Origin of the sequence: Streptomyces flavalbus (assembly GCF_042674625.1) — a bacterium.
Classification (GTDB): domain Bacteria; phylum Actinomycetota; class Actinomycetes; order Streptomycetales; family Streptomycetaceae; genus Streptomyces; species Streptomyces flavalbus.
The window spans coordinates 7347811-7371108 of the sequence record NZ_JBHTEB010000001.1 but is presented as its reverse complement, the minus strand read 5'-3'; the positions used below and the strand labels follow the sequence as shown (position 1 = coordinate 7371108).

At 74.0% G+C, this 23298-nt stretch carries 24 protein-coding genes; 14 read left to right on the top strand and 10 right to left on the bottom strand.

The annotated features are described in order from the left end of the window. Positions 1-7: 7 nt before the first annotated feature. From ACFQZ6_RS32975 to ACFQZ6_RS32950, 6 genes are all read left to right on the top strand, one after another. Entirely contained in the window at positions 8-961 is a 954-nt protein-coding gene (locus tag ACFQZ6_RS32975; RefSeq protein ID WP_381616782.1) for an IS481 family transposase, read from the top strand. A 33-nt stretch (positions 962-994) separates the two neighbouring features. Next, positions 995-2128 (top strand): sulfite oxidase, encoded by a 1134-nt coding sequence (locus ACFQZ6_RS32970; protein WP_381616779.1) that lies wholly within the window; start codon positions 995-997, stop codon positions 2126-2128. A gap of 109 nt (positions 2129-2237) precedes the next feature. After that, complete coding sequence (locus ACFQZ6_RS32965) at positions 2238-2660, top strand: helix-turn-helix transcriptional regulator (protein WP_381618848.1); 423 nt, start codon at positions 2238-2240, stop codon at positions 2658-2660. A 10-nt stretch (positions 2661-2670) separates the two neighbouring features. Next, positions 2671-3081 carry a VOC family protein gene (locus tag ACFQZ6_RS32960; RefSeq protein WP_381616777.1) on the top strand — a complete coding sequence of 137 codons (411 nt, stop codon included), beginning with the start codon at positions 2671-2673 and terminating at the stop codon, positions 3079-3081. A 48-nt stretch (positions 3082-3129) separates the two neighbouring features. After that, positions 3130-5508, top strand: a complete 2379-nt coding sequence (locus ACFQZ6_RS32955; RefSeq protein WP_381616774.1) for an ATP-binding cassette domain-containing protein — start codon at positions 3130-3132, stop codon at positions 5506-5508. A gap of 113 nt (positions 5509-5621) precedes the next feature. After that, positions 5622-5924, top strand: a complete 303-nt coding sequence (locus ACFQZ6_RS32950) for a hypothetical protein (RefSeq protein ID WP_381616771.1) — start codon at positions 5622-5624, stop codon at positions 5922-5924. Here the strand turns inward: ACFQZ6_RS32950 and ACFQZ6_RS32945 are convergent. Continuing rightward, the gene (locus ACFQZ6_RS32945; RefSeq protein ID WP_381616768.1) at positions 5884-6246 is read right to left on the bottom strand and encodes a DUF4180 domain-containing protein; all 363 of its coding nucleotides are present in this window, start codon (positions 6244-6246) and stop codon (positions 5884-5886) included. The genes ACFQZ6_RS32950 and ACFQZ6_RS32945 overlap by 41 nt on opposite strands. Before the next feature lie 76 nt (positions 6247-6322). On the opposite strand from ACFQZ6_RS32945, the gene ACFQZ6_RS32940 reads away from it, so the two are divergent. Both ACFQZ6_RS32940 and ACFQZ6_RS32935 read left to right on the top strand, forming a co-directional pair. Further along, positions 6323-7021 (top strand): helix-turn-helix transcriptional regulator, encoded by a 699-nt coding sequence (locus tag ACFQZ6_RS32940; RefSeq protein WP_381616765.1) that lies wholly within the window; start codon positions 6323-6325, stop codon positions 7019-7021. A gap of 32 nt (positions 7022-7053) precedes the next feature. After that, positions 7054-7554 (top strand): DUF3291 domain-containing protein, encoded by a 501-nt coding sequence (locus ACFQZ6_RS32935; RefSeq protein ID WP_381616762.1) that lies wholly within the window; start codon positions 7054-7056, stop codon positions 7552-7554. Positions 7555-7573: 19 nt separating this feature from the next. Here ACFQZ6_RS32935 and ACFQZ6_RS32930 read toward each other — a convergent pair whose 3' ends face one another. Further along, positions 7574-8257, bottom strand: a complete 684-nt coding sequence (locus tag ACFQZ6_RS32930) for an adenosylcobinamide amidohydrolase (RefSeq protein ID WP_381616759.1) — start codon at positions 8255-8257, stop codon at positions 7574-7576. A gap of 305 nt (positions 8258-8562) precedes the next feature. Between ACFQZ6_RS32930 and rpmG the strand changes: the two genes are divergently transcribed. Then, on the top strand, positions 8563-8727 hold the full coding sequence (gene rpmG / locus ACFQZ6_RS32925; RefSeq protein WP_210919441.1) for a 50S ribosomal protein L33: 165 nt from the start codon (positions 8563-8565) through the stop codon (positions 8725-8727). Between the two features lie 84 nt (positions 8728-8811). Here the strand turns inward: rpmG and ACFQZ6_RS32920 are convergent, their stop codons facing one another. Next, entirely contained in the window at positions 8812-9177 is a 366-nt protein-coding gene (locus ACFQZ6_RS32920; protein WP_381618845.1) for a transglycosylase family protein, read from the bottom strand. A 271-nt stretch (positions 9178-9448) separates the two neighbouring features. On the opposite strand from ACFQZ6_RS32920, the gene ACFQZ6_RS32915 reads away from it, so the two are divergent. Beyond that, positions 9449-10294 (top strand): SGNH/GDSL hydrolase family protein, encoded by an 846-nt coding sequence (locus ACFQZ6_RS32915; protein ID WP_381616755.1) that lies wholly within the window; start codon positions 9449-9451, stop codon positions 10292-10294. 20 nt (positions 10295-10314) lie between these two features. Here ACFQZ6_RS32915 and ACFQZ6_RS32910 read toward each other — a convergent pair whose 3' ends face one another. Further along, the gene (locus ACFQZ6_RS32910) at positions 10315-10650 is read right to left on the bottom strand and encodes a hypothetical protein (RefSeq protein WP_381616752.1); all 336 of its coding nucleotides are present in this window, start codon (positions 10648-10650) and stop codon (positions 10315-10317) included. Between the two features lie 151 nt (positions 10651-10801). Further along, positions 10802-12142 carry a M28 family metallopeptidase gene (locus tag ACFQZ6_RS32905; RefSeq protein WP_381616749.1) on the bottom strand — a complete coding sequence of 447 codons (1341 nt, stop codon included), beginning with the start codon at positions 12140-12142 and terminating at the stop codon, positions 10802-10804. A gap of 268 nt (positions 12143-12410) precedes the next feature. Between ACFQZ6_RS32905 and ACFQZ6_RS32900 the strand changes: the two genes are divergently transcribed. After that, a complete protein-coding gene (locus tag ACFQZ6_RS32900; protein ID WP_381616746.1) occupies positions 12411-13145 on the top strand; it encodes a type 1 glutamine amidotransferase in 735 nt (244 codons plus the stop codon). 29 nt (positions 13146-13174) lie between these two features. After that, positions 13175-13747, top strand: coding sequence for a PadR family transcriptional regulator (locus ACFQZ6_RS32895; RefSeq protein WP_381616743.1), 573 nt, complete (start codon positions 13175-13177; stop codon positions 13745-13747). Between the two features lie 4 nt (positions 13748-13751). Here the strand turns inward: ACFQZ6_RS32895 and ACFQZ6_RS32890 are convergent, their stop codons facing one another. Continuing rightward, complete coding sequence (locus tag ACFQZ6_RS32890; protein WP_381616741.1) at positions 13752-15152, bottom strand: diacylglycerol/lipid kinase family protein; 1401 nt, start codon at positions 15150-15152, stop codon at positions 13752-13754. A gap of 96 nt (positions 15153-15248) precedes the next feature. Further along, positions 15249-16760, bottom strand: coding sequence for an MFS transporter (locus ACFQZ6_RS32885; protein WP_381616738.1), 1512 nt, complete (start codon positions 16758-16760; stop codon positions 15249-15251). A 205-nt stretch (positions 16761-16965) separates the two neighbouring features. Between ACFQZ6_RS32885 and ACFQZ6_RS32880 the strand changes: the two genes are divergently transcribed. Together ACFQZ6_RS32880 and ACFQZ6_RS32875 are read left to right on the top strand one after the other, a co-directional pair. Continuing rightward, entirely contained in the window at positions 16966-17946 is a 981-nt protein-coding gene (locus ACFQZ6_RS32880; RefSeq protein ID WP_381616735.1) for an alpha/beta fold hydrolase, read from the top strand. 145 nt (positions 17947-18091) lie between these two features. After that, complete coding sequence (locus tag ACFQZ6_RS32875; protein WP_381616732.1) at positions 18092-19279, top strand: S1 family peptidase; 1188 nt, start codon at positions 18092-18094, stop codon at positions 19277-19279. A 15-nt stretch (positions 19280-19294) separates the two neighbouring features. Here ACFQZ6_RS32875 and ACFQZ6_RS32870 read toward each other — a convergent pair whose 3' ends face one another. The 3 genes from ACFQZ6_RS32870 to ACFQZ6_RS32860 are packed head-to-tail and all read right to left on the bottom strand — an operon-like array spanning position 19295 to position 23209. Beyond that, positions 19295-21361 (bottom strand): iron ABC transporter permease, encoded by a 2067-nt coding sequence (locus tag ACFQZ6_RS32870; RefSeq protein WP_381616729.1) that lies wholly within the window; start codon positions 21359-21361, stop codon positions 19295-19297. Between the two features lie 4 nt (positions 21362-21365). After that, positions 21366-22340 carry an ABC transporter substrate-binding protein gene (locus ACFQZ6_RS32865; protein WP_381616726.1) on the bottom strand — a complete coding sequence of 325 codons (975 nt, stop codon included), beginning with the start codon at positions 22338-22340 and terminating at the stop codon, positions 21366-21368. Beyond that, the gene (locus tag ACFQZ6_RS32860) at positions 22337-23209 is read right to left on the bottom strand and encodes an ABC transporter ATP-binding protein (RefSeq protein WP_381616723.1); all 873 of its coding nucleotides are present in this window, start codon (positions 23207-23209) and stop codon (positions 22337-22339) included. The genes ACFQZ6_RS32865 and ACFQZ6_RS32860 overlap by 4 nt, the downstream gene beginning before the upstream one ends. Positions 23210-23298 lie beyond the last annotated feature (89 nt).

The window sequence follows — 23298 nt, the reverse complement described above, 5'->3', positions numbered from 1 at the left end:
GGCCCTCGTGCCCCACCGTAATGCACCCCTGACCGAGACCGGACGACTGCGCCTGGCCCGCTGCGTCGTGGACGACCACTGGCCCCTGCGGCGGGCCGCGGAACGCTTCCAAGTCTCCGTGAGCACCGCCAAGCGATGGGCCGACCGCTACCGGCAGCACGGCGAGGCGGGCATGGCCGACCGGTCCAGCCGCCCGCACACCAGCCCACGGCGGACCCCGACCCGCACCGAGCGGCGGATCATCAAGGTCCGTGTGCTGCGCCGCTGGGGACCTGCGCGGATCGCGGGCCTGCTGCGGCTGGTTCCTTCCACCGTCCACCGGGTGCTCACCCGCTTCGGCCTGGCCCGCCTCACGCACCTGGACCGGGCCACCGGCCACGTCATACGCCGCTACGAACGGGAACGTCCCGGCGAGCTGGTGCATGTGGACATCAAGAAGCTCGGCAACATCCCCGACGGCGGCGGCCACAAGGTCCTGGGGCGCCAGGCGGGCCGAAGGAGGCGTTGCGGGGCTGGCTACAGCTACCTGCACACCGCCGTCGACGACCACTCCCGCCTGGCCTACAGCGAAATCCTCACTGACGAGAGGAAGGAAACCGCCGTCGCCTTCTGGGGGCGGGCGCAGGCGTTCTTCGCCTCGTGCGGGGTCACCGTCGAGCGCGTGCTGACCGACAACGGTTCCTGCTACAAGTCCCGTCTGTGGCGCGATGCCCTGGCCGCAGCCGGCATCACGCACAAGCGCACGCGCGCCTACCGGCCCCAGACCAACGGCAAGGTCGAACGGTTCAACCGCACCCTGCTCGACGAATGGGCCTATGCCCGCCCCTACCGCTCGGAACAGGAACGACGCGACGCCTTCCCCAACTGGCTGCACACCTACAATCACCACCGCGGACACACCGCGCTGAGAGGTCAGCCACCCGCCAGCCGCGTTCCCAACCTCACGGGCCAATACACCTAGGGCGCGGCGGCGCGGCCGGAGAATAATGGCCGCATGACGCGCCGACTCACCGACATGAGCGCCCCCGCCCGGCTCGCCGCCGACGGTGAGGGCCTGGGGCAGGACGAACTGGCGCTCGCCGCGCGCAACCACGGCCTGCCCCTGGAGGCCCTGCGCTACGACGTCACCCCGCCGGGCCTGCACTACGTCCTCACGCACTACGACATCCCGCACGTGCCGGACGCCGACGCCGACGACTGGCGCCTGACGGTGGACGGCCGGGTACGGCGCACCCTCAGCCTCTCCCCCGAGCGGCTGCGCGCCCTCCCCCCGGTCACCACGCGCGTGACGATGGAGTGCGCGGGCAACGGCCGGGCCCTGCTGACCCCGCGCCCGGTCAGCCAGCCCTGGCTGGTCGAGGCCGTCGGCACGGCGGAGTGGACGGGCGTGCCGCTGCGGCTGCTCCTGGCGGAGGCCGGGGTGGCCTCCGACGCCGTAGACGTCGTGTTCACCGGCGCGGACCACGGCGTGGAGCGCGGGGTCGAGCAGGACTACCAGCGCGCCCTGCCGCTCGACGTCGCCACCGGGGACGACCCGGAGGTGCTGGTCGCCTACGCGATGAACGGCGCGCCCCTGCCGCCCCAGCACGGCAGTCCGCTGCGGCTGGTGGCGCCCGGCTGGTACGGGATGGCGCACGTGAAGTGGCTGCGCGCGATCACCGTCGTCGACGAGCCGTTCACCGGCTTCCAGCAGTCCGTCGCCTACCGGCTGCGGCAGACGCCCGACGACCCGGGCGAACCGGTCACGCGGATCGCTCCCCGGGCGCTGCTCGTGCCGCCCGGCTTCCCCGACTTCATGTCCCGGACCCGGGTGGTCGCCCCCGGCCCGGTGCCGCTGGAGGGCCGGGCCTGGTCAGGACGGGCGCCCCTGGCCGCGGTGGAGGTCAGCACCGACGGCGGCGCGACCTGGCACCCGGCCGACCTGGAACCGGACGACGGCCACCGCTGGGCGTGGCGGCGCTGGACGTACGCCTGGACCGCCGTCCCCGGCGAGCACGTGCTGAGCGCGCGGGCCCGCGACGAGGCCGGGAACGAGCAGCCGCTGGAGCAGCCCTGGAACCGCGGCGGCTTCGCCAACAACCTGGTCCAGCGGGTGCCGGTGCTCTGCCCCGAGCCCTCCGCGCCGTGAGCCCCTGTCAGTGCCGTATGGCACGATCGGACAGGTGACCAGCACCACCGCCACGACCGCGCGGCAGCACCTGCGGGACCTCGCGCTGCTGCGGCGGGTCCGGGACCGCATCGACCGGGAGTACGCGCAGCCGCTGGACGTCGCCGCGCTGGCGCGGGGCGTGAACATGTCGGCCGGGCACCTGAGCCGCCAGTTCCGGCAGGCGTACGGCGAGTCGCCGTACGCCTACCTCATGACCCGGCGTATCGAGCGGGCGATGGCGCTGCTGCGCCGCGGGGACCTCAGCGTCACCGAGGTCTGCTTCGCGGTGGGCTGCGCGTCGCTCGGCACCTTCAGCACCCGGTTCACGGAGCTGGTCGGGATGCCGCCGAGCACCTACCGGCGGCTCGCGGCGAGCGCGACGGCGGGGCTGCCGTCGTGCGTGGCGAAGCAGGTCACGAGGCCGGTCAGGAACCCGGCCGGAAACCCGGTCCGCAAGCCGGTCGGCGAGGCGGTCAGGAATCGAGAAGCACCGGTCGGCCGCGCGCACTAGCGTGACCGTCATGGACGTCACGATTCACTCGAGTTTCCTCCCGCACGACGACCCGGACGCGGCGCTGGCGTTCTACCGCGACACGCTCGGCTTCGAGGTGCGCAACGACGTCGGGTACGGCGGGATGCGCTGGATCACGGTCGGCCCGCCCGGCCAGCCCGGCACCTCCCTCGTGCTGACTCCCCCGGCCGCCGACCCCGGGGTCACCGACGACGAGCGCCGCACCGTCACCGAGATGATGGCCAAGGGCACCTACGCGGGGATCGTGCTGGCCACCACCGACCTCGACGGCACCTTCGAGCGGGTGGAGGCCAGCGGCGCGGAGGTCATGCAGGAGCCCGCCGAGCAGCCGTACGGGGTGCGCGACTGCGCCTTCCGCGACCCCGCGGGCAACATGGTCCGGATCCAGCAGACACGCTGAGCGGCACCGCCGACGACGACGATCACGAACAGGGAGACGAAGGACAGCATGAGCACGGACACGACCGCGTCGGCACCGCACCTCGCTGACAGCCACGAGATGATCCGCGTGCACGGGGCGCGCGTGAACAACCTCAAGGACGTCAGCGTCGAGATACCCAAACGCAGACTCACGGTGTTCACCGGGGTCTCCGGTTCGGGCAAGAGCTCGCTGGTGTTCGACACGATCGCCGTGGAGTCACAGCGGCTGATCAACGAGACGTACAGCGCGTTCCTGCAGGGCTTCATGCCGACGCTGGCGCGGCCCGAGGTCGACGTGCTGGACGGGCTGACCACCGCGATCGCCGTCGACCAGCAGCGGATGGGGTCCGACCCGCGGTCCACCGTCGGCACCGCCACCGACGCCAACGCGATGCTGCGCATCCTCTTCAGCAGGCTCGGCACCCCGCACATCGGCCCGCCCGGCGCGTTCTCCTTCAACGTCGCCTCCGTGTCGGCGAGCGGCGGGTTCACCGTCGACCGGGGCGCGGAGAAGACGAAGACGGAGAAGGTGACGTTCAGCCGCACCGGCGGCATGTGCGTGCACTGCGAGGGCCGGGGCACCGTCTCCGACATCGACCTCACCCAGCTCTACGACGACTCCAAGTCGCTCGCCGAGGACCCGTTCACCATCCCCACCTACACCGGGGACGGCTGGGTGGTGCGGATCATCAAGGAGTCCGGCTTCTTCGACGTGGACAAGCCGATCCGCGCGTACACCAAGAAGGAGCGGTACGACTTCCTGTACCGGGAGCCGACCAAGGTGAAGATCAACGGCGTCAACCTCACCTACGAGGGGCTGATCCCGAAGATCCAGAAGTCGTTCCTGGCGAAGGACCGGGAGTCGATGCAGCCGCACATCCGGGCGTTCGTGGACCGGGCGGTCACCTTCACCCGGTGCCCCGAGTGCGACGGCACCCGGCTCAGCGAGCTGGCGCGGTCCTCGCGGATCGGGGGCGTGAACATCGCCGACGCGTGCGCGATGGAGATCCGCGACCTGGCCGAGTGGGTGCGCGGCATCGAGGAGCCGTCGGTGGCGCCGCTGCTGGCCGCGCTCCAGCACGCGCTGGACTCGTTCGTGGAGATCGGCCTCGGCTACCTCTCGCTGGAGCGGCCCTCGGGCACGCTGTCCGGCGGTGAGGCACAGCGCGTGAAGATGATCCGCCATCTGGGGTCCTCGCTCACCGACGTGACGTACGTCTTCGACGAGCCGACGATCGGTCTGCACCCGCACGACATCCAGCGGATGAACGACCTGCTGCTGCGGCTGCGGGACAAGGGCAACACGGTGCTGGTGGTGGAGCACAAGCCGGAGATGATCGCCATCGCCGACCACGTCGTCGACCTCGGTCCGGGCGCGGGCACGGCGGGCGGCATGGTCTGCTTCGAGGGCAGCGTGGCGGGGCTGCGGGCCAGCGACACCGTCACCGGCCGCCACCTCGACGACCGGGCGGCGCTGAAGGAGTCGGTGCGCGAGCCCACCGGGGTGCTGGAGATCCGGGGCGCGTCCGCGAACAACCTGCGGGACGTCGACGTCGACATCCCGCTCGGGGTGCTCACCGTGGTCACCGGCGTCGCGGGGTCCGGGAAGAGTTCCCTGATCCACGGGTCGATCCCGGCGAGCGAGGGCGTCGTCTCGGTGGACCAGACGCCGATCCGCGGCTCGCGGCGCAGCAACCCGGCGACGTACACGGGTCTGCTGGACCCGATCCGCAAGGCGTTCGCCAAGGCCAACGGCGTCAAGCCCGCCCTGTTCAGCGCCAACTCGGAGGGCGCCTGCCCGACCTGCAACGGCGCCGGGGTGATCTACACCGACCTCGGGATGATGGCCGGGGTCTCCACCACCTGCGAGGAGTGCGACGGCAAGCGGTTCGAGGCGTCGGTCCTGGAACACCGCTTCGGCGGGCGGGACATCAGCGAGGTGCTGGCGATGCCGGTCACGGAGGCGGAGGAGTTCTTCGGCACCGGCGAGGCCCGCACCCCCGCCGCCCACCGGATCCTCCAGCGCCTGGTGGACGTCGGGCTCGGCTACCTCACCCTCGGCCAGCCGCTGACCACCCTCTCCGGCGGTGAGCGGCAGCGGCTGAAGCTCGCCACGCACATGGCCGACAAGGGCGGTGTGTACGTCCTCGACGAGCCGACGGCGGGCCTCCACCTCGCCGACGTCGAGCAGTTGCTGGGCCTGCTGGACCGGCTGGTGGACTCCGGCAAGTCGGTGATCGTCGTCGAGCACCACCAGGCCGTCATGGCCCACGCCGACTGGATCATCGACCTCGGCCCCGGCGCGGGCCACGACGGCGGCCGGATCGTCTTCGAGGGCACCCCGGCCGACCTGGTCGCCGCCCGGTCGACGCTCACCGGGGAGCATCTGGCGGCGTACGTGCGCTGACCGCCGGGGTGGCCCGTCAGTTCGCTGACGGGCCCTCGGCCTCGTCGCCGCCCTCGGCCAGCAGCCGCTCCACCTGTTGCTCGGGCGGGAGGGGCCCCCAAGGCGCGCTGCGGGTGTGGGCGCGGGCCTACGGGGACGACTCGCCCACGACGCGGCGGCTGGCCGAGATGCTCGTGGAGCGCGGCGACCTGGCGGGCGCGGTGGACGTGTGGCGGTCCTCCGACCCGGTGCGGCAGAACCCGGCCGGACTCCACGCGGAGCACCTGAACGCCCTCGAACCCGACGACCGGCTCGACGACGACGATCCCGGGGACTGGGCGTTCACGGAGGGCCAGCGCGGCTCCCCGCCGATTCTCGCGGACGGGGTGGCCGCTGTCAGCCCCGCAGCCGGTCCGCCAGCTGCTCCCGGTCGGTGAGGAACCAGAGCTGGCGCCCGCCGTTGCTCTCCCGTACGAAGTCCGCGAGCGCCGAACTGGCGCCGACGTGCGCGGAGATGTCGCCGAGGACCACCAGCCCCACGCCGTACTGGGCGAACTTCTGGACGATGTGCCCCGCGACGCGGGTCCGTAGCTGGAAGAAGTCGGCGCCGAACCGCTGGGCGGGGACGACGACCCAGCGGGCCCCGAGGTAGCCCGCGTCGCCGATCAGGTCCACGGCGTCGCGCTCGCCCTCGATGGCCGGGCCGTCGGCCGCGCACACCAGCACCGGAACGTCGTGGATCTTCTCCAGGGAGGTCATGCCCGCCAGGCTACTGGCGCCCCTGAGCACCCTTCTATCGACAATCCGCGTTGTTCCTAGAACCTAGAATGGCCGAGTGGAGGACATCGACGCGATCGCGGCGCTACAGGATCCGGTACGGCGCCGTCTGTACGAGTACGTGGCGGCACAGGGCCGCGAGGTCGGCCGCAACGAGGCCGCCGAGGCGGCCGGGGTGGCGCGCACCCTCGCCGCGCACCACCTGGACCGGCTGACCGAGGCCGGGCTGCTGGAGAGCGGCAGCCGTCGGCTGACGGGCCGCTCGGGGCCGGGGGCGGGCCGCCCCGCCAAGGTGTACACGCGGGCGCGCGCCGAGCGGTCGGTGTCGCTGCCCGCCCGGGACTACCGCACCGCCGCCGAACTGCTCGCCGAGGCCGCGGAGGAGGCCGGTCTCGACGCCGGGCTCCGCGCCGCCGCCCACCGCAGGGGCGCCGCCCTGCGCGGTACGGCCACCCCGTGCGGCGACCTGGACGCGGCGATGGAGGTGCTCGCCGCCCGTGGCTACGAGCCGCGTCTGGAGGACAGCGAGGGGGCGGCGGCGGCGGTACGGATGCGCAACTGCCCCTTCCACACCGTCGCCGAGCGCTTCCCGCCGCTGGTCTGCGGGATGAACCTCGCGCTGCTGGAGGGGCTGATCGGCGCGGACGGCCCCCTGCGCGCCCGGATGGACGCCCGGCCGGGAGAGTGCTGCGTGGTGGTCGAGGACGCCACGGAGGGCCGGAAGAGCGCCGGAGACTCTAAAAACAATATCGATTGACATAGAAAAACAAGGCGTGCTGGGATGGGGCCATGACCTCATCCGCGCACGCCCGCCATCTCGCCCAACTCAACGTCGCCACGCTCCGTTTCCCCCTGGACGACCCGCGCACGGCCCCCTTCGTCGAACTGCTCGACCCGGTCAACGCCGCGGCCGACGCCGCGCCCGGGTTCGTGTGGCGGCTGATGGAGGACGGGGCGCCGGACGCCACCGGGCTGCGCCCGGCGGGTGACGACGTCATCGTCAACCTGTCGGTGTGGGAGAGCCAGGAGGCCCTGTGGGACTTCACCTACCGCAGCGGGCACCTGGAGGTGATGCGGCGGCGGCGCGAGTGGTTCGAGCGGCACGTCGAGGCGCACATGGTGCTCTGGTGGGTCCCCGCCGGTCACCTCCCGACCGCCGCGGAGGCCCTGGAGCGGCTCGCCGACCTGCGGACGCACGGGCCGTCCCCGCGCGCGTTCACCTTCGCCGCGCCCTACACCGCCGAGGAGTCCGCGCAGGCGGACGGCTTCACCGCCGTCAGCGGCGCGTAGCCCGGTCGAGCGGCGGACGTCACCGCGGCGCGGCGGGCAGGGCCGCGCGCACCGCCCGGTGCACGGCGCGGGCCAGTCGGGCGCCCCACAGGGAGCGCGGGCCCGCGAACCGCTGCGTCCCGGCGCCGGAGACGGGAGCCGCGACGCACACGGCGTCGGTGGGGGTGCCCGAGCAGTCCAGGCCCGCGTCCAGCAGCGCCTGCACCTTGGCCTCGGTGGCGGTGGCCACCGCGTTGACCAGGGCGGCGTCCGTGAGCGGCACCGGGAGGGCGACGACGATGTTGATGGTGCCGGGGGCCGCGGGGGCGGCGGTGCCCTCCGCGGCGGATGCGGCCCAGCCGCGGACGTTCACCCCCGCGGTGACGACGGCCTCGACGCCGCCGTCCCGGGCGTGGCCGTACGCCGTCACGTCCGCCGCCGTCATCAGGCCGACGCCCGCCGTGCGCAGACCGAGGCCGGTCGCCAGCTCCGCGAGGTGCCGGTCGGGGTCGGTGCGCCGGTAGCCGTGGGCGACCTGGGCGTTCAGCACCCAGGCGCGCTCACCGATGCCGCCGCCCAGCACGGCGTTGCTGATCATGCGGTGGCCGGGTCCCGGGGACCAGACCAGGGTGTGCAGGGTCTCGCCGTCCTCCCGACGGGGCAGGCAACGCACAGGCAGGTGACCGCCGGGCACGGAGCGCGGCGGGGGGACGAGCGCGGTCAACGGGCGGGGCTCCTTCACGGGGCGGCACCCCCGTGAGGCACGCGGGGCTCCTCCGGGGGCGGGGACCCGGTGATCGTACGCGGGGCTCCTTCAGGGGCGAGACCCGGCGGTCGTACGCGGGGCTCCTCCGAAGCGGGACCCGGTGGTCGTACGCGGGGCTCCTCCGAAGCGGGACCCGGTGGTCGTACGCGGGCCCGGCGGCGAGCCGGGAATGCTGCGGGGGCGGTCCGCGTTGAGCACGACGTAGCTGGCATGGACGGGTCAGAGAACCGTGGAACCCGTGGTGCCGGTGGAAGGAGGAGCCCATGGCCCGCAGCACAGTGCGCCCCGTCGTCACGCTGAGGTCGACGGCCGGTACCGGGGTCACCTACGTGACCCGCAAGAACCGGCTGAACGACCCCGACCGGCTGGTCCTGCGCAAGTACGACCCCGTGGCCGGGACGCACGTCCCGTTCCGCGAGACCCGCTGATCCGGCGACCCGATCGACCGACCGAGGGCCCGGCACCGCACACCGCGGTGCCGGGCCCTTCGCCGTACCGGACACCTCGGGCGGTCAGGCGCAGCCCCACGCTCCCATGCCCTGGATTCTGGCCAGCCGTTTGGCGATGGCGATCTGCTGCCCGCGGGTGGCCAGGTCCGCGCGCGGCGCGAACCGCAGACCTCCGGCCGCCACCCAACTGGACGTCTTGAACTGGAGGCCGCCGTAGTAGCCGTTACCGGTGTTGGCCTTCCAGTTGCCGCCGGACTCACAGGCGGCGATGGCGTCCCAGTCGGGACCGAGGACGGTGGACGACTGCGCGGCGGCGCCCGTGGTGGTGGCGAGCGTCACGGCGACGGCCAGCGCCGTCAGCACGGTCCGCGGACCACGGCGGGCCCGGACACCGGGACGCGCTACACGTTCATCTTTCGACACGATCATCACACCGGGACAGTGACAGGGCCGCCCGCCCGGCCACGGCAACGACGGTGCGCGACACGCTTGTACCACCCCGACGGCGCAACGGTTCGGCGGAGGTCGAGCGAGGGTTCCGCCGTACTCAGCCGTAAGAAGTTGCGTCAACAACGTTGACGTCCAGCCGGACCCCCCGCACATTACCTATCGGTAGCACCTCCCGGTAACACCTGCCCCGAGCCGCCGTTTTCGCCTGTCGAGAAGAGAGCACCCGCCGATGAGGATTTTCCGCCGTGTCATGCTCGCGTCAGTCACCGCGCTGAGTGCCGCGACCCTGGGCCTGACCGCCCCCGCCGCGCACGCCGCCGAGCCGCTGGACTACGTCGCCCTCGGCGACAGTTACAGCGCGGGCAGCGGGGTGCTGCCCGTGGACCTCAGCTCGCCGCTGTGCCTGCGGTCCCTGGCCAACTACCCCCGCGTCATCGCCTCCCGGACCGGCGCCCACCTGACCGACGTCACCTGCGGCGCCGCCCAGACCAAGCACTTCACCGAGTCCCAGTACCCGGGCGTACCGCCGCAGGTCGCGGCGCTCGGCGCGGACACCGAGCTGGTGACGCTGACGATCGGCGGCAACGACAACGGCACCTTCATCAACGCCCTGACCGCCTGCGGCACCGCGGGACTGCTCAGCGGCGGCCAGGGCAGCCCGTGCAAGGACAAGCACGGCAGCACCTTCGACGACCAGATCGAGCGGAACACCTACCCCGCTCTGAAGGCCGCCCTGGAGAACGTCAAGGCCAAGGCCCCCAACGCCCGGGTGGCGGCGCTGGGTTACCCGTGGATCATGCCCCCGACCCCCGACCCGTCCTGCTTCGCCAAGCTGCCGGTCGCCTCCGGTGACGTGGCCTACCTGCGCGGCATCCAGGCCCATCTGAACGCCGTCGTCCAGCGGGCCGCCCAGGAGACCGGGGCCACCTTCGTGGACTTCGCGCAGGCGTCCGAGGGCCATGACGCCTGCAAGCCGCTCGGCACCCGGTGGATCGAGCCGCTGCTCTTCGGCACCAACCTCGTGCCCGTCCACCCCAACGCGCTCGGCGAGTCACGGATGGCGCAGCACACCCTCAGCACCCTCGGGATCGGCTGACCGGGCGCGCGGCACGCCGCTCACGCCGCCCGCACCACCACCGTCGGCTGCCGGGTCGCCGCCCACCCGGTCGCGGCCCGGACCCGGTAGGTCGTCTTGGCCGGGTCGACCAGCGGCTCGCCGAGCACGATCCGGCGCGCGGCGCGCAGTTCGTCGCACACGTCGGTGGGCAGGGCGGCGTAGCACGCGCCCTGCCCACCGGGGCCCGACGGCCGCCAGTAGCCGTATCTGCGGCGGCCCCCCTCGTGGACGGTGACGAAGACCGGCGTCCCCGGGTCGGAGACGATGCGCAGGACGTCGGCGGCGGTGCGGCTGACCGGGGCGGAGGAGCGGGCGTTCACCAGCGGCCTTTCCACGAGGTTCCACGGGGTCTTCGAGACCGCCTACCCGGTCCGGCCGGAGTTGATCTCGCTTGCCCGCAGTCTCCACCATGCCACTGACAACGGCCCGCTCCCCGGGGCCCCGGCCGTGACCTCCCGTCAGCTCCCGTCAGCTCCCGTCAGGAGGTCAGAAGGTCAGCTTCCAACTGTCGATGTAGCCGGTGTCCTGCGCCGCGACGTCCTGCACCCGCAGCCGCCAGGTGCCGTTGGCCGTCTCGCTCGACGCGTCGACCGTGTACGTGGCGATGACGTTGTCGGCGGAGTCGGAGCTGCTGGAGTTCTTCAGCCGGTAGGCGGTGCCGTCCGGGGCCAGCAGGTCGACGACCAGGTCGCCGCGCCAGGTGTGCTTGATGTCCACGCCGACCCGCAGCCCGGCGGGGGCGTTGCCGGTGCGGCCGGAGACCGTCAGGGACGAGGTGACCGCGGCGCCGTTGTCGGGGATGGCGACGTCGGTGGTGGTCTCGTAGACCTCGCCGGGCGGCAGCGGGTCGCCCGTGCCCAGGGTCCACACGGCGTGCGCGAGGGCGTCGCTGTTGCGGTCCAGGGCGGTGTCGTTGATGTTCGCGGTGGTGTCGCAGGACGAGTGGTAGCAGCGGTCGAACGCCTGGCCCGCGGTGCCGCCCCACTTGGTGGCCTGGGCCGCCGTCTTGGTGCGGCTGGCGCCGGTGAACAGACCGCCGACCGGGATGCCGACGTTCTTGAAGGCGGCGTGGTCGGAGCGGCCGTCGCCCTCGGTCTCTATCTCGGTGGGCACGCCGATGCCGGTGTACCAGTCCTTGAAGACCTTCTCGATCGCCGGGTCGTCGTCGTAGACGAAGTAGCCGGGGTTCGGTGAGCCGACCATGTCCAGGTTGATGTACCCGGAGATCTTCGCGCGTTCGGTGGCCGGGAGGTTGGCGACGTAGTACTTCGAGCCGACGAGCCCGAGTTCCTCGGCGCCCCACCAGGCGAAGCGGAGGTGCTTGGTGGGCTGGAGCTGGGCGCGGGAGACGGCGAGCGCCGTCTCGAGTACGGCGGCGGAGCCCGAGCCGTTGTCGTTGATGCCCGCGCCGGAGGTGACCGAGTCGAGGTGCGCCCCGGCCATCAGGACCTGGTCGGGGTCGCCGCCGGGCCAGTCGGCGACGAGGTTGTAGCCGGTGCTGCCGGAGGAGGTGAACTGCTGGATCGTCGTGGTGTACCCGGCCGCGTCCAGCTTGGCCTTCACGTAGTCGAGCGAGGCCCGGTAGCCGGTGCGGCCGTGGGCGCGGTTGCCGCCGTTGGCGTTGGCGATCGACTGGAACTGGGTCAGGTGCGCCTTGACGCCCGCGAGCGGGATGTCCGGCGCCGCGAGGGCCGCGGGGGCGGCGGCGCGCTCGGGGGCGGCGGAGGACGCGGCCGGGACGGCCAGCAGGCCCGCGAGGGCGACCGCGGCCACGGCGGCCACGCGTCTGGAGGCGGTACGGGACGGTCTCGTGGTGGAGGAAGTCATGTGGGGGGTCCGCACTTTCTCGTCGGTGGGGAGTCTCGGACGGTGCCTGGTTCGGTGGTGCCAGAGCGGTGCGAGTGCCGTGCGCGCGCCAACGACCCGAGGGACGCGGGGCGTTGCGCGCTGGTGCGGAAGTGCGCGCCTGATGTTCAGCCAGAGACCGACGGACGGTCAAGAGCTGTATCCGGTCACGAGCGTCCGCTGAGCGGACACGTGCCGGTGTGGCGCACGTCGTTGCCGCCGGGCGGCGGGCTCTGATGGTGTGGGGCGCATGGCTGAGACGACGATGAACGTGCTGCTGGTGCGCAACTCCCCCGGCAGCGGCCCCGGCCGCCTCGCGCCCTGGCTGCGTGAGGAGGGGCTGGCCGTGACGGAGCTGCCCGGCGGGTCGGCGCCCGTCGACCCGGCCGGTTTCGCCGCCGTGGTGCTGCTGGGCGGCGGCTTCCTGCCCGACGCGGACGCGCACGCGCCCTGGCTGCCCGCCGAGCGCGACCTCGCCCGGCGGTGCGCCGAGAGCGGGGTGCCGCTGCTCGGCGTGTGCCTGGGCGCCCAGGTGCTCGCGGTCGCCACCGGCGGCGCGGTGACCGGCGCGCACGGTCGGCCGGAACGCGGCTCCCACACCGTCGTACGGCGTCCCGAGGCGGCGGGCGACGCGCTGCTGGCCGGGCTGCCGGAGGCGTTCCCCGTGATCCAGAACCACCGGGACCAAATCACCGCGCTGCCGCCCGGCGCCGTGCACCTGGCGCGGAGCGCCGACTGCCCGGTGCAGGCGTTCCGGGTGGGTGAGCGGGCCTGGGGCGTGCAGTTCCACCCCGAGGTCGGTGCCGAGCGGCTCGCCGACTGGGACGAGGCCGCGCTCGCCGACGCGGGTCTTGACCTCGCGGCGCTGCGGACGGCGGCGCTGGCGGCGGAGCCCGAGGCGCGCCGGGCCGCGCGGCGGCTGGTGGCCAACTTCGCCGCCGTGGTGCGGGGGGCCGTCCGGCCGGTCGCAGGTCAGCCGCGGTGAGCGGGCGGCCCGGTGTTAATTTGTGAGCCATGGCTCTGCGCAACGCGGTGATGGCCGCTCTACTGGAGGGTGAGGCGTCCGGTTACGACCTCGCGAAGGGGTTCGGGGCCTCGGTCGCCAACTTCTGGATGGCCACCCCCCAGCAGATCTACCGGGAGCTGGAGCGCATGGCTGCCGACGGGCTCGTCTCCGCGCGGGTCGTGCGGCAGGAACGGCGGCCCGACAAACGGCTGTTCTCCCTCACCGACGCCGGGCTCGCCGCCGTGCGCGCCTACGTCGCCGAGGTCCCGACGAAGCCGACGGCGCTGCGGGACGAGCTGATGGTGAAGGTGCAGTGCGCCGACGTCGGGGACGTGGACGCCGTACGGGAGGCGATCGCCGAGCGGGTGGCGTGGGCGACGGCGAAGCTGGCCCGTTTCGAGCGGATGCGGGAGCGGCTGCTGGCCGGGCGCAGCGAGGACGAGTTCTTCGCCACCGCCGAGCGCGTCGGCCCCTATCTGACGCTCCAGGGCGGCATCGCGTTCGCGCGGGAGAACCTGCGGTGGGGCGAGATGGCGCTGAGGCGGCTCGAACAGCGCGCCGCGGCGAGCGGGGCCGGGTAAGGGGTCACATCGTGGTCGGCGGCAGGCTGGCCGTCGTAGGGTTTGGGTCCGCGGGGCCGTGCCCGCGCGGGGAGCGGTTGGGGGCGGCGGTACGGCCCACCGCCGCCGCGAGTTTGCGCAGGCGGCGCCAGTCGAGGCGGGGCGCCGGGTCGGGGACGCCGGGCCGGTTCCGTGGGACGCGGACGCGCAGGGCGCGGCGTTCGATGCGGCAGCGGACGGGGACGGGCAGGGTGACGGGCTCGCCGTCGAGCCCGGCCTCCACCTCGGGCGCGTCGGCGTGCAGCACCACGTCGTGGGAGGTGGTGGTGGCGAACCCGCGCGGGTCGAGGAGGAGTTCGGCGGCGTCCACGGCGCTGTCCACCCGGACCGCGACGACGCCGAGCCGTCCGGTGTCCAGGCGGGCCCGGCGGCCGAACCCGAACGGGTCGTCCATGCGGTAGGGGTTGTTGCTGACGAGGACGGCGTGCGGATCGCTGAACGTGGCCCGGCCGACCCGGGCGGTCAGCCGCGGCCCGTGCTGGCGGGACAGCAGGTCGGGCAGCAGGCCCAGCGCCGTACCGACCTTGTCGGCGCGGTAGCCGGGGCTCTGCACCACCGCCCCGTACACGCCGAACGAGGCGTTGTTGACGAAGGGGCGGTCACCGGCGAAGCACAGGTCGACGCGGACCTCGACGCCGTCGGTGAGGGCGTCCAGGCAGGCGGCGGGGTCGTCGCGGTCCAGGCCGAGGTCCATCGCGAAGTGGTTGCGGGTACCGGCGGAGATCACCAGGAACGGCAGCCCGTGTTCGGCGGCGACCGCGGCGACCAGTGCCTGGGTGCCGTCGCCGCCGCCCACGCCGAGCAGGTCGGCGCCGTCGGCCACCGCGGCGCGGGCCAGCTCGGTCACGTCCTGCGGCTTGTCGGGGTCGAGCAGCACGACGCGGGCGCCGAGCCGTTCGGCCTTCTCGCGCAGCGCGAACCGCTCCACCTTGCCGCCGCCGGAGAGCGGGTTGAGCAGCACGAAGGGGCGGCGCGGCGGCGGGGTGCGGTACTCCTTGGCGCGGCTGCGGCGCAGGCCGGTGGTGCGCAGCGCGTACCGGCCGCTCCACACCGCCGCCGACCACAGCAGCGCGGAGAGCAGGACGACCCACAGCAGGTTGGCGCGGGCGAAGAGGATGATCACGGTGACGGGGGTGAGCAGGGCGACGGTCGCGGCGGCCAGGCGCGGGGCGCCGCGGCGGGACAGCGTCCACCACAGCGCGGCGAAGGTGACGGCGAGTCCGGCGAGGCCGAGCAGGAGCAGCAGCAGTCCCGCGACGCCGCCCTCGACCAGCGGCAGCAGGACCGCCGCGGCGGCGGCCGTCAGCGACGACCGGGCCGCCCAGGCCTGGCGGCGGTGCGCCCGCACCCTGACCACCGGTACCACCCGACCTCTCCCCCCAGCCCGCCGGACCGTACCGGCGGGACCGCTCTTCGGAGAACCTTCCCCGAAAGCGCCGGGCCAGCCCCCGCGGCCCGCGGCTCAGCCGTGCCCGGCGTGCACGGGGCGGTGCGCGCGGTCCTCGGGGCGGGACCGTCCGGTGCCCCCGCGGTGCCTGCGCCAGTCCCGCACCGCGAGGACGAGCGCGGCCAGCACCGGCAGGACGCCGCAGAGGACGGCGACCGCGACCGCCGTGCGGTACTGGTCGTCGTCCTGGGCGAGGACCAGGTAGAACAGGCCCGGCAGCGCCGCCGTGCCCACGGCGCCGCCGAGCCGCTGCCCGGTCTGGAGGGCGCCGCCCGCGGCCCCGGCCATCCGCACCGGCACCTCGCGCAGCGACATGGTGACGTTCGGGGAGATGACGCAGCCGCTGCCGACGCCGCCGAGGAACAGCACGGGCGCGGCGAGCCACGGCGCGAGGTCGGTGGGCGCCCAGTGCAGGATCAGCGCGGTGCCGCCGAGCCCGGCGACGACGCCCGCGAGGCCGCACACCGTCAGCAGCCGCCCGAGCCGCTCCACCAGCCGTCCGGCCACGAACGCGGCCAGCGCCGACCCGGCCGCGAACGGGGTCACCGCGAGCCCGGAGCGCAGCGGCGAGTACCCGAGGCCGTTCTGGAAGAACAGCGCGAAGACGAGCCACACCCCGCTGAACCCCACGAAGTACAGGGTGGCGATGGCGGCGCCGGTGGCGTAGCCGCGGGCCTCGGTGAGCAGCCGCGGGTCGAGCAGCGGCTGTCCCTCGCGGGCGGCGACCGCGCGCTCCCAGCGGGCGAAGACGGCGAGCAGCGCGAGGCCGACGAGGAACAGCCACCACACGGTGCGCACCCCGCCGGACTCCGCGAGCACCAGCGGCAGCATCAGCGCGAGGACGCCGGTGCCGAGCAGGGCGACGCCGGGCAGGTCGAGCCGCTGGCCCCCGGCGGGGCGGGCGTGGGGCAGCAGGCGCAGGCCGAGGACGAGGGCGAGGGCGCCGACCGGGACGTTGACGTAGAAGATCCACCGCCAGCCCTCGGGGCCGCTGGCGAGGGCGAGGATGAGTCCGCCGGTGACGGGGCCGATCGCGCTGGAGATGCCGACGGTGGCACCGAACAGGCCGAAGGCCCGGCCGCGCTCGCCACCGCGGAACATCTGCTGGATGAGGGCGGAGTTCTGTGGCGCCAGGAACCCGGCGCACACGCCCTGCGCGACGCGGGCGGCGACGAGGGCGCCGATGCCGGGGGCGGCGCCCGCCGCCGCGCTGCACACCACGAAGCCGCCGAGGGCCAGCAGGAAGATCCGGCGGCGGCCGAGCGCGTCGCCGAGCCGCCCCGCGGTGACCAGCACCAGCGCGAAGGCGAGGGCGTAGCCGGAGACGACCCACTGGATGGCGGGCGCGGAGGCGTTCAGGTCCCGCTGCATGGTGGGCAGGGCGACGGCGACGATGGTGACGTCGAGCAGGCTCATGAACCCGGCCACCAGGGTCACCCAGAGCGCCTTCCAGCGCCGGGGGTCCGTGCCGTCCTGGGGCCGTCCGGGCCCGCGCTCCGCGCCCTGCGGCCGTGTCCGTGATCGCACCGCGACTCCTCACTGTCGGCCGCCGAAGCGGTGTGCGCCGTACCGGGCACCAGTTCTACGAAGTACCACTGATCCCCGCCCGTACGCCGGACTCGGCGCCCCCGTCCGCGTCCGGCACGTTGTGCCGGACCGGCAAAACGGTTCGGGCCCGGCCGCGGGCCCGCCGCATGATCGACGGGAGCGGACCGGCGTACCCGGAGGACTCATGCAGGCGCACGTCAAGGATTTCACCCACCGGCTGGTTCCCTCACCAGCGGGCAGGATCCATCTGGTGGAGCAGGGCACCGGGCCGCTGGTGCTGCTGGTGCACGGCTTCCCGGAGAGCTGGTACTCCTGGCGCCACCAGTTGCCCGCGCTGGCCGCGGCCGGGTACCGCGCGGTCGCCGTCGACGTCCGCGGCTACGGACGATCCTCCCGCCCCGCGGACCCGGCCGCCTACCGGATGCTGGACCTGGTGGACGACAACGCCCACGTCGTCCACGCGCTGGGCGAGGAGTCGGCGGTGGTCGTCGGCCACGACTGGGGCGCCAACATCGCCGCCAACTCCGCGCTGCTGCGCCCGGACGTCTTCCGCGCGGTGGGGCTGCTGAGCGTCCCGTACACCCCGCGCGGCGGGCCACGGCCCAGCGAGGTCTTCGGCCGGATGGGTGGCCCGGAGGAGTTCTACGTCTCCTACTTCCAGGAGCCCGGACGCGCCGAGGCGGAGATCGAACCCGATGTGCGCGGCTGGCTCGCCGGGTTCTACGCCGCCCTGTCCGGCGACACCCTGCCCGCGCCGGGCGCGCCGGACCCGCACTTCGTGGGCCCCGGCGGAACGCTGCGGGACCGGTTCCCGGCCGGGGCGACGCCCGCCTGGCTGGGCGAGGGCGACCTCGACGTGTACGCGGGTGAGTTCGAGCGGACCGGTCTGACGGGGGCGCTGAACCGGTACCGGAACATGGACCGCGACTGGGCGGACCTGGCCGACCAGGACGGTGCCGCGATCACCCGGCCGTCGCTGTTCGCCGGTGGTCTGCTCGACGCGTCCACCACCTGGCTGAAGGACGCCATCGACGCCTTCCCCGCCACCCTGCCGGGCCTGGTCTCCTCCCACCTGCTGGAGGGCTGCGGCCACTGGATCCAGCAGGAGCGCCCGGACGACGTCAACCGCATCCTGACCGACTGGCTGGCGGCACTGCCCTCCTGACGGGATGCCGGGCCGGACAGAGACCGTGCGATTGGCATGGACCTGTCGGGCCTGGCCCGCTAAGCTCCGCACCAGCACCGTGAGAGCGCTCTCAATCAGTTGTTGTTCCACCCCCACACCGGGAACGACGAAGGGCAACCCACCCATGAGACGCACCCCCACCAGCCTTACGCCCGTACGGCGCACCCTCAGGCACGTCGGCCTGGCCACGCTGCTGGTCGTGGGCGGCCTGGCCGCCGCGGGCACCCTCCCCGCCGCCGCCGACAGCGGCACCCCCACCGCCACCGAGGAATCCGCCTCCCCCGGTCTGCTGGACGCCATGCGGCGGGACTTCGGGCTCACCCGCGCCCAGGCCGAGGCCCGCCTCGCCGCCGAGGAGCGGGCCACCGCCCTCGAACCCACCGCACGCCGGACCGCGGGAGCCGCGTACGCCGGTTCCTGGTTCGACGCCGACAGCGGGAAGCTGACCGTCGCCGTCACCGCGGACGCCTCCGGCGCGACGGTCCGCGCCCTGCGCGACGCCGGGACGGCGGTCCGCACCGTCGAGCACAGCGCCCGGCGGCTCGACGCGGCCAAGGCACGCGTGGACCGGCTGGACGCCCCGGCGGGCGTCAGCGGCTGGCACGTCGACCCGGCCGCCAACTCCGTCGTCGTGGACGTCGTCGCGGGCGAGCGCGCCGACAACGATGTCCAGCGGTTCGTGGACCGCGCCCGCGAGGCCGGTCCGGTGACCGTGCGGACGGTGGCGGCGGCTCCCGAGACCTTCGCCGCGGGCACGGTCGGCGGCGACCCCTACTACACGGGCAACGTCCGCTGCTCCATCGGCTTCTCCGTGCACGGCGGGTTCGTCACCGCCGGGCACTGCGGCCGGGCGGGCGCCGGGGTGAGCGGCTGGGACGGGTCGTACATCGGCACCTTCCAGGGCTCGTCGTTCCCGGACAACGACTACGCCTGGGTCAGCGTCGGCAGCGGCTGGTGGACGGTGCCGGTGGTGCTCGGCTGGGGCACCGTCTCCGACCAGCTCGTGCGCGGCTCCGCCGAGGCACCCGTCGGCGCCTCGATCTGCCGCTCCGGCTCCACCACCCACTGGCACTGCGGCACCGTGCTGGCGAAGAACGAGACCGTCAACTACAGCCAGGGCGCCGTCCACCAGATGACCAAGACCAGCGTCTGCGCCGAACCCGGCGACTCGGGCGGCTCGTTCATCAGCGGCGACCAGGCCCAGGGTGTCACCTCCGGCGGCTGGGGCAACTGCTCCAGCGGCGGCCAGACCTGGTTCCAGCCGGTGAACGAGATCCTCAACCGCTACGGCCTGACCCTGCACACCGCCTAGTGGGCGACCGTCCGGCTACCTCCGGGTCCGGACCAGCAGGTACAGGAAGTACGGCGTCCCGATGACGGCCGTCATCACCCCGGCGCCCACCTGGGCCGGGGCGATGACGGTCCGGCCGAGCAGGTCGGCGGCGCACACCAGGGCGGCCCCGAGCAGCAGCGCCACGGGGACGACCCTGACGTGCCGTCGGCCCACCAGGGCGCGGGCGGCGTGCGGGGCGACGAGGCCGACGAAGCCGACGGTGCCCGCGGCGGCCACGGCGGTGGCGCTCAGCAGCACACCGAGGGCGAGGAAGCCGGACCGGGCGGAGGCGGGCCGCAGTCCGAGCAGGGCCGGGGTGTCGTCGTCCAGGGAGACCAGGTCGAGTTCGGTGCGCCGGGCCACCGCCACCGCGACGCCGAGGGCGAGCACGGCGGCGACCGGGAGGGCGTCGGGCAGCGTGCGGCCGTAGGTGGAGCCGGACAGCCAGGTGAGCGCCTTGGTCGCGTTGAACGGGTCGGTCAGCACGATGAAGAGGCTGATGAGCGCGGTCGCCGCCGCCGACACCCCGACGCCGACGAGGACGAGGCGGTTCTGCTGGAAGCCGCCCCGGGCGGCCAGCCCGAACACGACGACGGCGCTGACGGCGGCACCGCCCAGCGCGGCGCCCGCCACCGCCCACGGCCCGGCGAGCGGCACCGAGGTGACCAGCAGCACGGCACCGAGCGCGGCGCCCTGGGAGACGCCGAGGATGCCGGGTTCGGCGAGCGGGTTGCGGGTGACGGCCTGCACCAGCGTGCCGGACAGGGCCAGCGCCGCCCCCGCGAGGAGCGCGGCGACGACCCGGGGCACCCGGGTGTCGAGGATGAAGGAGACCGACGGGACGGCCTGGCCCCGCGCCCAGTTGACGACGTCCCCGAGGAGCAGCTTGGCGTCCCCGAGCAGCACCCCGGCGACCGTCACCCCGAGCACCACGGCGACGAGGACGCCGGTGGTGGTGAGGAAGACGGCGCGGCCGGGGATGCGCAGCCGGTCCGGGGCGCTGGCGCCGCCGGTGTCGCGGGCCCGTACCGCCATCGTGACCAGGAAGACCGCGCCGAGCAGGCTGGTGACGACGCCGGTGGGCACGGCGACCGCCGACTGGGCGCTGACCAGCGCCCGCAGCAGCACGTCGGCGCCGAGGACGAGGCCCGCGCCGACCAGTCCGGCGACGGGCAGCGCGAGCCGGGTGCGGCGGTACGGGGCGAGGCGGCGGGCCAGCGGGCGGACGAGCGCGGGCGCGCACAGCCCGACGAAGCCGATGGGCCCGGCGAGGGTGACCGCCGCCGCCGAGAGCAGCGCGGCGAGCACGACGACCGTGACCCGGGTGGACCGCACGGGCACGCCGATGCCGCGGGCGGTGTCGTCGCCGAGGGCGAGCGCGTCGAGCCGACGGGCCGTCAGCAGCAGTCCGGCCAGGGCGAGGACGGCGACGGGCGCCATCTGGAGGACGCCGTCGAAGCCGTTCTGGCTGATGCTGCCCTGGTTCCACTGGTAGAGGCCCTCGGTCTGCTCCGGGAAGAGCAGGAGCAGTCCCTCGGTGGCGGAGGACAGCCCGAGGGTGAGCGCGCTGCCCGCGAGGACGAGCCGCACGGTGCCCGCGCCGAGGCCGGACAGCGCCAGGACGACCGCGGCGGCGCCGAGTCCGCCGAGGAAGGCCACGCCGGAGGAGGCGAGCAGCGGCAGCGACACGCCGGTGGCGGCGAGCAGGCCGAGCGCCAGGTAGGAACCGGCGTTCACGGCGAGGGTGTCGGGGGCGGCCAGCACGTTGCGGCTGACCGCCTGGAGGGCGGCGCCCGCGAGGCCGAGGGCGACGCCGACGAGGAGTCCGGCGGTCATCCGGGGCAGCCGGGAGGCGATCACCACGGAGGCGTCGCCGGGGTCGGCGCGGCCGGTGAGGGCCTTGAGGACCTCGGCGGGTCCGACGGCGGCGGTGCCCTGGGTGATGTCGACGACGGCGAGCGCGGCGACCAGCAGGACGAGCACGGCCGTCACCGCGGTCGCGCCCGTCCTGGCGGTGCCCTCCCGCGGACGGACGGCGGGGGTGGTTGCGGTGACGGCCATGGCGTTACTTCGTCAGCGCGGCGACAACGGCGTCGACGTACGCCGCCATGGACTTGGGGCCGCCGAACATCCAGATGCCGTCGGGCAGCCGGTGCACGTTGCCCTTCTTGACGAAGGTGAGCGACTTCCACACGGAGTTGTCGGCGAGGTCGTCCGCGAACGGGTCGGACGCCTCGTCGCTGCCGCCGATGTAGGCGAACCGCACGTCGCCCAGCTCGGTGAGGCCCTCGACGTCGGTGGTGGCCAGGCCGTAGTTCTCGTCGCCCTCGACGGTCCAGGCGTTCTCCAGGCCGATCGCCTCGTTGACGGCGCCGACCAGGGAGCCGCTGGTGTAGGGGCGGATGGAGACCTGGTTGGAGGCGACGTAGCCGTCCGCGAAGGCGATGTCGGCGCCGTCGAGCCCGGCGTCGGTGAGGGCCTTCCTGCCCTCCGCCACCTTGGCGTCGAAGGCGTCCTTGGCCTGGGTGGCGGCGGCCTCGGTGCCGGTGGCCTCGGCGATCAGGTCCAGGTTCTCCTTCATCCGGCCGATCTGGTCGGCGGCGTCGGCGGAGCGGACCTGGAGGACCGGGGCGATCTTCCTGAGCTGCTTGACGGCGGCGGCCGGGAGGTCGGTGGTGGCCACCACGAGGTCGGGGCCCAGCGCGGCGATGGTGTCCATGCTGGGCTCGCCGCGGGTGCCGATGTCCTTGGGGGTGTTGGTCAGCGGGGCGGAGGTGTCCCAGGTGGTGTAGCCCTTGACGTCCGCGACGCCGACCGGGTCGACGCCGAGGGTGACGAGGCTCTCGACGACGTTCCACTCGGTGCCGACCACCTTCTCGGCGGGTCCGTCGAGGGTGACCTTCGCGCCGCTCGCGTCGGTGAGGGTGATCTTCTCGGTGCCCTTGTCGTCGCCGCTGGCGGCGGGTTCGGTGGAGCCGCAGGCGGTGAGGGCGAGGGCGGCGGCGACGGCCGCGGCGGCGGTGCTGAGGGAGCGTCTCATGAGGTGGTGCTGAGCCTTTCGGTGCGTGCGTGGTGGCGGCCGATGGCGCGGGTGCGCAGACGGCCGGTGAGGGGGTCGGTGGTGACCTCGACGCGGATGCCGTAGACCTCGGTGAGGCGGTCGGGGGCGAGGACGTCCTCGGGCGGGCCGTCGGCGACGACGCGGCCCGCGTGCAGCAGGGCGACGCGGTCGGCGACGGCGGCGGCCTGGTCGAGGTCGTGCAGGACGACGCCGACGGCGATGCCGTGCTGGTCCGCCAGGTCCCGCATCAGGTCGAGCAGTTCGACCTGGTAGCGCAGGTCCAGGTAGGTGGTGGGCTCGTCGAGGAGCAGGACGCCGGTCTCCTGGGCGAGGCAGCTCGCCAGCCAGACCCGCTGGAGCTGGCCACCGGAGAGGCGGTCGGCGGCGCGGTCCGCGAGGTCCTCGACGCCGGTCATGGCCAGGGCGCGCGCCACCGCGGCGGGCCCGTACGGGTCGGTCCGGCCCCAGCGCCCGCGGTAGGGGTAGCGGCCGAACTCCACCACGTCCCGCACGGTCAGCCCGCTGGGCGTGGGCCGTCCCTGGGTCAGCAGGGCGACGCGGCGGGAGAACTCACGGGCCGTCAGCGCCAGGCCGTCCGTCTCCGTGCCGTCGTCGGCGCCGACGGTGAGCGTGCCGCCGCGGGCCCGCTGGAGGCGGGCGAGGGTGCGTAGCAGCGTGGACTTGCCGCTGCCGTTGGGGCCCACCAGGGCGGTCACCGCTCCGGGCCGGAGCGCGATCGCCGCGTCATGGACGACGTCGACGCCGTCGTACGCGACGGTCACGTTCCGGGCCGCCAGCGGGCGACCACGCACGTGGGGGGCCTTGTCGGCCGTTTCACCTGTACTCACACGCTAAGGTTAGCCTAACCTTACTTTCGGCGCGATCACAGGGGCTCACTTGTGTCACCAGCGAGGCTCGCGGCATCAGTAAGGCTCGT